This window comes from Proteus sp. FZP2095, assembly GCF_023701425.1.
GTDB lineage: Bacteria > Pseudomonadota > Gammaproteobacteria > Enterobacterales > Enterobacteriaceae > Proteus > Proteus cibarius.
Window position 1 is genome coordinate 416,644 of record NZ_JAMQBJ010000003.1, and the last position, 9,712, is coordinate 426,355.

A 9,712-nucleotide genomic window follows, 5' to 3' on the forward strand; every position below is an offset into this window, starting at 1 on the left:
ATTTGCTCACCACTTTCTGATTAGGAAATACAATCATGGATCATTGGAATACAAGTGCAGAGTCTGTACTAAAATCAGGGCCTGTTGTTCCTGTTATTGTTATCAACCATATTGATGATGCCGTCCCTGTTGCAAAAGCTTTAGTCGCCGGTGGTGTAAAAGTTTTAGAAGTAACATTACGTACAGAATGCGCAATTGAGGCGATCCGCCGTATTGCCAAAGAAGTTCCTGAAGCTATTGTAGGCGCAGGTACAGTAATTAATCCTCAACAATTAGCGCAAGTCACTGAAGCAGGTGCTCAATTCGCTATCAGCCCAGGATTAACAGAAGCGTTACTCAAATCAGCTGTTGCGGGAACTATCCCTTTAATTCCGGGCATTTCGACAGTGTCTGAATTAATGCTGGGAATGAGCTACGGGTTAAATGAATTTAAATTTTTCCCAGCTGAAGCTAATGGTGGAGTGAAGGCATTAAAAGCAATTGCAGGACCATTCTCAAAAGTCCGCTTCTGCCCAACAGGCGGTATTTCGCCAGAAAACTACCGTAATTACCTTGCACTTGAGAGTGTGCTTTGCATTGGTGGCTCTTGGTTAGTGCCTAATGATGCAGTGAAAGCAGGTGATTTCCAGCGTATTACTGAATTAGCTAAAGAAGCCGTCGCTGGCACTCAGCGTTAATTATTTCTGTATAAGAATAAGTTTTATCCAATAAAGGTAGGTATCCCCTTGTACCTACCTTTATTTTTATCTTTTCTCCGGATTATTTATTAAATAAATCGCTTAGATTGAGAATAGGCATAAACATCTTCGATATACCCTTCTTTAATCTTTTGCTGTTGTTGCTGCCAATATTCTGGGGATAAAAGCTCACGATGTTGAGCTTCAAAATAGTGGCAAACTTGCTTATCACTACATAAAAAATAGCGAAATTCTTCAGGAAATACATCATTGATTGCAACGCTATACCAAGGCTCGCTCGCTAATTCATCTTCAGGATAACGAGCCGGCGGGATAGCACGAAAATTCATATCTGTCATATAACTAATTTCATCGTAGTCATAGAAAATCACACGATGGTGCCGAGTCACACCAAAGTTTTTAAACAGCATGTCGCCGGGAAAAATATTCGCCGCGATAAGCTCTTTCAACGCTTGCCCATAATCTTCAACAACAGCTTTAAGTTGATTTTCATCGCACTGCTCCATATAGATATTGAGCGGTATCATTCTACGTTCCATATAAAGATGGCGGATCAGTATTTTATCACCCAGATCTTCCAACTTATTGGGGATCTCTTGTTCAAGGATCGCCATTAATTCAGGGCTAATTCTTTTCTTATCGATCACAAAATTTTCAAATTCTTGAGTATCCGCCATTCGTCCAACACGATCATGCTCTTTAACCAATTGATAGCACTCTTTTACTCGCTCTGCAGTGATCGTTTTTTGTGGTGCAAACTTATCTTTAATCACTTTAAAAACACGATCATATGTTGGTAATGTAAATACCAACATCACCATACCTTTTACCCCAGGAGCTTCAATAAATTGCTCTGATGAAAAATTCATAAAGGCAAGATATTCGCGGTAATATTCTGTTTTACCATGCTTTTGGCATCCAATAGACATATAAAGCTCAGCAATAGATTTACCTGGTAATATATCTCTTAGCCAAGCAACTAATGCCGCAGGAAATGGGGCATAAACCATAAAATAAGAACGAGCAAAACCAAAGACAATACTCGCTTCATCCGCAGAGATAAGGCAAGTATCAATCAGTAGCTGTTGCTCAATATTATGAATGGGTAATAGGAATGGAATATATTGATTATCAATAACAATTTTACCTATTAGCCACGCAGCTTTATTACGATAAAAGAGTTCGTTTGCAATATGAAATATCGCATTGTGCAATTGTTCAGAAGTGAACTGAGCAGTAAGTACATCACAGATAGAGTGAATATCGCGTTGTTTATTTTGCCACGGTAACCGCAAAGGTAGGCGCGATAAAATATCTTGCACTAATGTCGGTAAATCACTCTGAATAACAAACTGCTTTGATAATGGTCGAGGTGCTTGTGTAAAGCGGTAAGCCGGTTGTGATGAGAAAACAAAAAGATTCTTTTTATTCAATTCACGATGGTAAAACAGACGACAATAAACAGAATTAAAAAAGCTTTCGGCAATCTCAAATCGAGGGTAATTGGGCAATAATTGCGTATAATTCTCTTTCACCTTTTGTAGAAAAAGACTTTCTTTGTCAATATCATGTCGAATACATTTAAGTTGTTCAACCACCAATCCCACATGATTATCGTATAAACGGATGCGCTCTTTCATCGCGATTTGGACACCATGCCAATCTGCTTGCTCAAAACGATATTGTGCTCCTGATGTTATCTCAAGAAAGCGACCATATTGAGCATCAAAGCCTTGTAAAATTGTTTGAGCAATCAAATTTTCTGGCGTCATTCACAACCTCACGAAAAAGAGGAGCATCCTGCTCCTGAATTATCACCACAAAAACAGATAATGATATTTTGGGATCTTAGAATTGTTGCTCTTCTGTTGAGCCTGTTAGTGCCGTTACAGAAGACATACCACCTTGAATAATTGTCGTTACTTTATCGAAATACCCTGTTCCCACCTCTTGTTGATGCGATGAGAAGGTATAGCCTTGATTAAGCGCCGCAAACTCTTTTTCTTGTACCTTCTCAACATAATGTTTCATACCTTCGCCCTTGCCATAATCATGTGCTAGATCGAACATGTTGAACCACATGCTGTGAATGCCAGCTAAAGTAATAAACTGGAATTTATAGCCCATCGCAGAAAGTTCATCCTGGAAATGCGCAATCGTGCGGTCATCAAGATTCTTTTTCCAATTAAAGGAAGGCGAACAGTTATAAGCCAGCATTTTCCCGGGATATTTATCATGAATAGCTTCTGCAAACTTAGCTGCCATTTTCAGATCAGGAAGTGATGTTTCACACCAGACCAGATCTGCATAAGGAGCATAGGCAAGACCACGGCTAATAGCCTGATCAATTCCCGCGTGAGTACAGAAGAAACCTTCAGGCGTACGTTCTCCAGTTAAGAACGAGCTATCATAAGGATCGCAATCTGAAGTTAAAAGATCGGCGGCATCGGCATCTGTTCTCGCAACAAGTAAGGTAGGCACATCAGACACATCCGCAGCTAAACGCGCAGCGACCAGCTTTTGTACCGCTTCTTGGGTTGGAACTAATACTTTTCCTCCCATATGTCCGCATTTTTTTACCGCAGCTAGCTGATCTTCAAAGTGAACTCCCGCAGCTCCAGCTTCAATCATCGCTTTCATTAATTCAAAGGCATTTAATACTCCTCCAAAACCTGCTTCAGCATCAGCCACAATGGGAAGGAAAAAATCAATATAATCTTTATGTTGAGGACCAATACCATTTGACCACTGAATTTGATCAGCTCGTCTAAATGTATTATTGATACGCTGAACAACATTAGGAACAGAATCAACCGGATATAAAGATTGATCAGGGTACATACTTGCTGCCGTGTTAGCATCTGCTGCTACTTGCCACCCTGAAAGATAAACAGCTTCTAACCCTGCTTTTGCTTGTTGCAATGCTTGTCCACCCGTTAAAGCACCTAATGCATTAACATAACCTTTCTTTGATTTTCCATTTAATGATGACCAAAGCCTTTGAGCGCCGCGTCTTGCTAAGGTATGTTCTGGGTTAACCGAACCTCTTAATTTAATGACATCTTCAGCGCTATAAGGACGGGTAATACCTTTCCAGCGAGGTTGTTCCCACTCTTTCTCTAATTGGGCGATTTGCTCTGATCTACTAATAGTCATAAAAACAGCTCCTATAAATACGATAGTGATGATGTTTGCAGTTTATAAATACGTTTTGACGTATCTTTTTTAATTTAAAAGTTGGTAACCCGGTAAAGTCAGAAAATCGACTAATTCATCTTGGGTTGTAATCTTATCCATCAAAGAAGCCGCTTCTTTAAAACGCCCTTCTTCAAAACGAGTTTCACCGACTTCTTGGTGTATGACTTCAAGCTCTTCTTTCAGCATTTTACGAAAGAGATCTTTAGTCACGACTTGCCCATCAGACAGTGTTTTTTGATGGCGGATCCATTGCCAAATAGAGGTACGCGATATTTCTGCTGTTGCCGCATCTTCCATTAATCCATAGATAGGTACGCAACCATTACCCGAAATCCAAGCTTCGATATATTGCACAGCAACACGAATATTAGCTCTCATGCCCTTTTCTGTGCGCTCTCCAGTGCAAGGTGCCAATAACATTTCTGCTGTTATTTTTTCATTACGTTGCACATCAAGTTGATTTGAACGGGCCCCCAATACAGCATCAAAAGCAGACAATACTGTTTCAGCAAGGCCTGGATGAGCAATCCAAGTACCATCATGGCCATTTGTTGCTTCAAGCTCTTTATCATCAAATACTTTTTTCAAAATAATGCCATTTTGCTCTGGATCTCGACTTGGGATAAACGCAGACATTCCCCCCATCGCAAAAGCACCACGTTTATGGCAAGTCTGGATCAGTAAACGTGAATAAGCACTTAAGAAAGGTTGAGTCATCGTGATCCCTTGTCTATCAGGCAAGACACGATCAGGATAATTTTTTAATGTCTTGATATAGCTAAAAATATAATCCCAACGACCACAGTTAAGTCCAACGATATGCTCTTTCATATGGAATAGAATTTCTTCCATTTGGAAAACAGCGGGTAAGGTTTCAATTAATACTGTGGCTTTAATGGTTCCTGTTGCTAAACCAAAGCGTTTCTCTGTGAAATGAAAAACATCACTCCACCATTTAGCCTCTTGCCATGTTTGCAATTTAGGAATGTAAAAATAAGGGCCACTCCCTTTTTCTAATAAGGCTTTGTGGTTATGGTAAAAATACAGAGCAAAATCAAATAATCCCCCTGCAATAGGCTTGCCTTGCCATAACACATGCTTCTCAGGAAGGTGAAGACCTCTTACTCTGGCAATCAATACCGCAGGTGACGCTTTAAGCTGATAACACTTGCCTTGTTCATTGGTATAAGAAATGGTGCCTTTGACGGCGTCACGCAAATTGATTTGACCATCAATCACTTTGTCCCATGTAGGTGCTAAGGAATCTTCAAAATCAGCCATAAAGACTTTTACGTTAGCATTTAATGCATTAATGACCATTTTGCGATCAACAGGTCCCGTTATTTCAACACGACGGTCTTGAAGATCTTTTGGTATAGGATTAACTTTCCATTCCGATTTTATAATGGAATCAGATTCCGAAATAAAATCAGGAAGATCGCCATTATCAACTCTGTATTTCCAGCTATCCCTTTCAGCTAATAAAGCATGGCGTCTATCTGAAAATTGATTTACCAAATCAGCCAAGAATAACTTAACATCTTGATTTAATATCTCTTTTTCCTGATCACCAAAAGATTGCGTAAAATTTAATTCTTCTGTAGTTAATGATTGTGACATTCTGCATTCCCCTAAAAGCTTTTGCACACCTGATTAAGACTAATGCAGTTTTTACAAAAATCAAAAATGAATTCCATTTTTATTTAAATAATTTTTAACAATGTGATTACATCGGTGTTTTTTTATTGTACAAAAATCAGAATTTCAAAAATAACTCGAGGGATCTGGAAGAGATCGATAATAAACAGAGAAAAGGAATGGTTAATGCTTGATGATTTTAGCTATATAGCTTTTTCTTATATGAATATTCTTCATGCACAACATGAAGACCTCGACATTCAAAAGGTTATTAGCTAAATTTAGGCTTCTAGATGTCTAGAAGTTTTTAGAGGTTATTGAAATGCCAATTAGAGTACCCGATGAGCTACCCGCAGTCAGTTGTTTACAAAAAGAGAATGTCTTTGTTATGACATCCAGCAGAGCGAGTATTCAAGACATTCGCCCTTTAAAAGTACTTATCCTTAATTTAATGCCAAAGAAAATAGAAACAGAAAATCAATTTCTGCGATTGCTTTCTAATAGTCCTCTTCAAATTGATATTCAATTATTGCGTATTGACTCTCGTATTCCTAAAAATACACCTGTAGAGCATCTCGATACTTTCTATTGCGATTTTGACCAAATTAAAGAGCAAAATTTTGATGGCCTTATTGTCACGGGCGCGCCATTAGGGTTAGTTGAATTTGAAGATGTAGCTTATTGGGATGAAATAAAAGAGGTGATTACATGGGCTAAAGAGCATGTTACTTCTACACTCTTTATTTGTTGGGCGGCTCAAGCTGGATTGAATATCTTATATGACCTTCCTAAATATACGCTAGAACAAAAAATTTCAGGCGTATATAGCCATAATACTTGCTCACCATATTCACTGTTAACGCGAGGATTTGATGAGACTTTCTTTGCTCCCCATTCTCGTTATGCCGGTTTTCCTATCGACTTTATTCAAAATAATACTGATTTGGAGATCCTTGCAACTTCGGAAGAAGCAGGTGCTTATTTATTTGCATCAAAAGATAAACGAGTTGTTTTTGCAACAGGGCATCCTGAATACGATCCTAATACACTCGCAGATGAATATCACCGTGATGTTAAAGCAGGATTAGATCCTCAATTACCAGAAAACTATTTTCCTAATAATGATCCGAACAAAAAACCTATCGCTTCTTGGCGTAGTCATGGACATTTATTGTTTGCAAATTGGTTGAACTACTATGTTTATCAGATAACACCGTTCGATCTTGCTCAAATGAATCCAACATTAGACTAAAGAAAAACCCCAAACTTAATTTGGGGTTTTAAGATAATCATTTACCAAGCTAAGAATTATTTATAGCGATGAGCCAATGCGTTAGCTGCAATCATTGCATTATAAACATCTTCTTCAGTCACTCTCATTGGCATATTGCCCATTGTGTCGCCTTCAGCACAGGCAATTTTAGCAACAGTACGCCATTCGCTTTCAATAAATTCTTTCATACCCATATCTTCAAGTGTCAGTGGTAATTCTGCCGCTTTGATAATACGGATCACTTCATCAATTTCTTCTTGTGCTGCATTTTCTAACACTAGCTGAGTTAATAAACCAAATACTACTTTTTCACCATGTTGAACACGGTGTAAAGACTCAACTGCAGACATACCATTATTTACTGCGTGAGCAGCTGCTAAGCCACCTGCTTCAGCACCAACACCACTAAGGTAGATTGTTGCTTCAATAGTTTGCTCTAATGCAGGAGTGGTAATTTTATGGCGAATCGCATCCATTGCTTTATCAATATTTTCACTTAGCATTTCAAAGCAAAGTTGCGCTAAACCAAGGCCTGTACGTGATGGACGTTGATTAACTAAATTTAAGCCGTCAGCTTGATAACAAGCACGAGCTTCAAAGTAAGTTGCTAGTGCATCACCAACACCCGCCGAGAAAAAGCGTTGTGGGGCTGATGCGATAATAGCGGTGTCTGCGATAACAACATCAGGGTTTTGTGGTAAGAATAAATATTTATCAAACTCACCATTTTCTTTATATAGCACAGACAATGCAGTACAAGGTGCATCCGTTGAAGCGATTGTTGGGAATAAAATAACAGGGATGTGCTGATAATAAGCAACTGCTTTAGACACATCTAATGTCTTACCGCCCCCAATACCAATAATAACGTTCGCTTTATTTTCAACGGCAATTTTACCTAAGCGATTAACTTCTGCCTCAGTACATTCATAATTAAATTTTTCAACCATTGAAACAATGCCATTTTCTTTTAGAGAAGGAACTGCTTCTTTAGTTACTTTTTCTAAAAAAAACTCATCACTAATAATAAATGCATTATCACCAAAATCTTTTACATATTTGCCGACAGAAGACAGTAATTGGCTACCAATAAAGAATTTTTTTGGCGAGGTTACAGAGCGAGGTAATATAGATGACATAACTAAATTCCTTTATTTTAGATTTTGCTACAAACAGTAGCAGAATTAGTATTTCATCTTACCTCTCATCATAATATGAATCTAGTAAACTCTCTGATAGTCATTACCTAAATCATTTTCGTTCATCATTTTTAATTTATATAAAACAAGTGGTTATTTTTAAATAATTTTAAAAAAGCAGATTACCTACGTATTTATTACTATAATAAAGGCATCATTTTACAACTAAAATAATGTTATTTAGGATCATCTATGACTCTTATACGAGAAAAGCTCACATTACCTGCAAATGCAAATAAGCTTTTACTACACTCTTGCTGTGCTCCTTGTTCTGGTGAAGTCATGGAAGCATTACAAGCTTCAGGTATTGATTACACTATCTTTTTCTATAATCCCAATATTCATCCCCAAAAAGAGTATTTAATTCGTAAGGAAGAGAATATTCGTTTTGCTAAAAAACATAATATTCCTTTTGTTGATGCTGATTATGATACAGATAATTGGTTTGAAAGAGCTAAAGGAATGGAAAAAGAGCCTGAGCGTGGTATTCGATGCACAATGTGTTTTGATATGCGCTTTGAAAGAACAGCCCTTTATGCCTCTGAAAATGGCTTTTCCGTTATTTCCAGTTCACTTGGGATCTCACGTTGGAAAGATATGAAACAGATAAATGGCTGTGGTGAAAGAGCAGTAGCGCCTTATCCTAATATGGTTTATTGGGATTATAATTGGCGTAAAAAAGGGGGCTCAGCCAGAATGATCGAAATAAGTAAACGTGAACAATTCTACCAACAAGAATATTGCGGCTGTATTTATTCATTAAGAGATACAAATAAGCATCGAAAATCACAAGGTAGAGAACTTATTAAGATTGGTGTTCAATATTATACCCCTTAGATCTTCCTTTCCTTTTATTCTAGGCATCATTCCTGTGATGCCATAAAAAGAACAACACAATAAATCATTATTTGATATACAGTCATGTTATATTCACGCTATAACAATATATTATTTTATTAAGGTGATTTCTTGTGGAAGACGCTGTCATTCTCGTAGATAAAAATGATAATGAGCTGGGAACAATGCCAAAGCTTGAAGCTCATATTGTAGGCGCCTTACATCGAGCCTTTTCAATATTTATTTTTAATTCAAAACAGCAGTTACTTATTCAGCAACGTGCAATATCTAAATATCACTCTGGTGGTTTATGGGCAAATACATGTTGTAGTCACCCGCTTCCAAACGAATTACTTTCAGATGCTATTCATCGTCGTCTAGATGAAGAATTAGGTATGAAATGTGATATGCAATCTATTGGAACTATTCTGTATAACGAAAAAGTGACAGATGATCTGATAGAGCATGAATTTGATCACCTATTTCTTGGGTTTAGTAACGAATTACCACATAGCAATCCAGATGAAGTAATGAATTATCGCTGGATCTCTCTTGATTCTCTTTATCACGATATTCAAGAGAATGCACAAAATTACAGTGTTTGGTTTCGTTATATATTGAACAGGATGGGGATTGAGCAATTTTCTCGTTGGAGCCAAGGTATTATTTAGCAATTATCCTATTAACAGCCTCAATATAAAACAAACAACTCGTGTTTTTAGGCTTTTAAGCTATATAAAAACCCAAACGCAAAAAAGCCAACCCATTGGGTTGGCTTTCTCGTCTTATTTAATGCCTGGCAGTTCCCTACTCTCACATGGGGAGGCCCCACACTACCATCGGCGCTACAACGTTTCACTTCTGAGTTC

Annotated in this window: 8 protein-coding genes and 1 rRNA gene; 4 read left to right on the forward strand and 5 right to left on the reverse strand. The window is 37.8% G+C overall.

What is annotated here, in order from left to right; translation table 11 throughout:
* Nucleotides 1–35: 35 nt before the first annotated feature.
* Nucleotides 36–677: a bifunctional 4-hydroxy-2-oxoglutarate aldolase/2-dehydro-3-deoxy-phosphogluconate aldolase gene (locus tag NBG71_RS14710; protein WP_075673078.1), complete on the forward strand. Its 642-nt coding sequence runs from the start codon at nucleotides 36–38 to the stop codon at nucleotides 675–677.
* Between the two features lie 89 nt (nucleotides 678–766).
* Here NBG71_RS14710 and aceK read toward each other — a convergent pair whose 3' ends face one another.
* The 3 genes from aceK to aceB form a co-directional block, all read right to left on the reverse strand.
* Complete coding sequence (gene aceK, locus NBG71_RS14715) at nucleotides 767–2,470, reverse strand: bifunctional isocitrate dehydrogenase kinase/phosphatase (RefSeq protein ID WP_159241852.1); 1,704 nt, start codon at nucleotides 2,468–2,470, stop codon at nucleotides 767–769.
* Between the two features lie 76 nt (nucleotides 2,471–2,546).
* Nucleotides 2,547–3,854 carry an isocitrate lyase gene (gene aceA, locus NBG71_RS14720; RefSeq protein WP_075673080.1) on the reverse strand — a complete coding sequence of 436 codons (1,308 nt, stop codon included), beginning with the start codon at nucleotides 3,852–3,854 and terminating at the stop codon, nucleotides 2,547–2,549.
* Between the two features lie 69 nt (nucleotides 3,855–3,923).
* Nucleotides 3,924–5,516 (reverse strand): malate synthase A, encoded by a 1,593-nt coding sequence (aceB, locus tag NBG71_RS14725; protein WP_250916971.1) that lies wholly within the window; start codon nucleotides 5,514–5,516, stop codon nucleotides 3,924–3,926.
* A 340-nt stretch (nucleotides 5,517–5,856) separates the two neighbouring features.
* Between aceB and metA the strand changes: the two genes are divergently transcribed.
* Nucleotides 5,857–6,786, forward strand: coding sequence for a homoserine O-acetyltransferase MetA (gene metA, locus NBG71_RS14730; RefSeq protein ID WP_075673082.1), 930 nt, complete (start codon nucleotides 5,857–5,859; stop codon nucleotides 6,784–6,786).
* Between the two features lie 56 nt (nucleotides 6,787–6,842).
* Here metA and NBG71_RS14735 read toward each other — a convergent pair whose 3' ends face one another.
* A complete protein-coding gene (locus NBG71_RS14735) occupies nucleotides 6,843–7,946 on the reverse strand; it encodes a glycerol dehydrogenase (protein WP_099660514.1) in 1,104 nt (367 codons plus the stop codon).
* 252 nt (nucleotides 7,947–8,198) lie between these two features.
* On the opposite strand from NBG71_RS14735, the gene NBG71_RS14740 reads away from it, so the two are divergent.
* The gene (locus NBG71_RS14740) at nucleotides 8,199–8,843 is read left to right on the forward strand and encodes an epoxyqueuosine reductase QueH (RefSeq protein WP_109394768.1); all 645 of its coding nucleotides are present in this window, start codon (nucleotides 8,199–8,201) and stop codon (nucleotides 8,841–8,843) included.
* 134 nt (nucleotides 8,844–8,977) lie between these two features.
* On the forward strand, nucleotides 8,978–9,514 hold the full coding sequence (gene idi, locus NBG71_RS14745) for an isopentenyl-diphosphate Delta-isomerase (protein WP_075673085.1): 537 nt from the start codon (nucleotides 8,978–8,980) through the stop codon (nucleotides 9,512–9,514).
* 123 nt (nucleotides 9,515–9,637) lie between these two features.
* On the opposite strand, the gene rrf is transcribed toward idi, so the two are convergent.
* Nucleotides 9,638–9,712: ribosomal RNA gene (rrf, locus tag NBG71_RS18950) — 5S ribosomal RNA — on the reverse strand; the annotation flags it as partial.

Excerpts from the sequence above, each read along its gene's own strand:
- NBG71_RS14740 (WP_109394768.1), top strand. The coding sequence starts at position 8,199 with ATGACTCTTATACGAGAAAAGCTCACATTACCTGCAAATGCAAATAAG.
- aceK (WP_159241852.1), bottom strand. The coding sequence starts at position 2,470 with ATGACGCCAGAAAATTTGATTGCTCAAACAATTTTACAAGGCTTTGAT.
- metA (WP_075673082.1), top strand. The coding sequence starts at position 5,857 with ATGCCAATTAGAGTACCCGATGAGCTACCCGCAGTCAGTTGTTTACAA.
- NBG71_RS14710 (WP_075673078.1), top strand. The coding sequence starts at position 36 with ATGGATCATTGGAATACAAGTGCAGAGTCTGTACTAAAATCAGGGCCT.
- aceB (WP_250916971.1), bottom strand. The coding sequence starts at position 5,516 with ATGTCACAATCATTAACTACAGAAGAATTAAATTTTACGCAATCTTTT.
- aceA (WP_075673080.1), bottom strand. The coding sequence starts at position 3,854 with ATGACTATTAGTAGATCAGAGCAAATCGCCCAATTAGAGAAAGAGTGG.
- NBG71_RS14735 (WP_099660514.1), bottom strand. The coding sequence starts at position 7,946 with ATGTCATCTATATTACCTCGCTCTGTAACCTCGCCAAAAAAATTCTTT.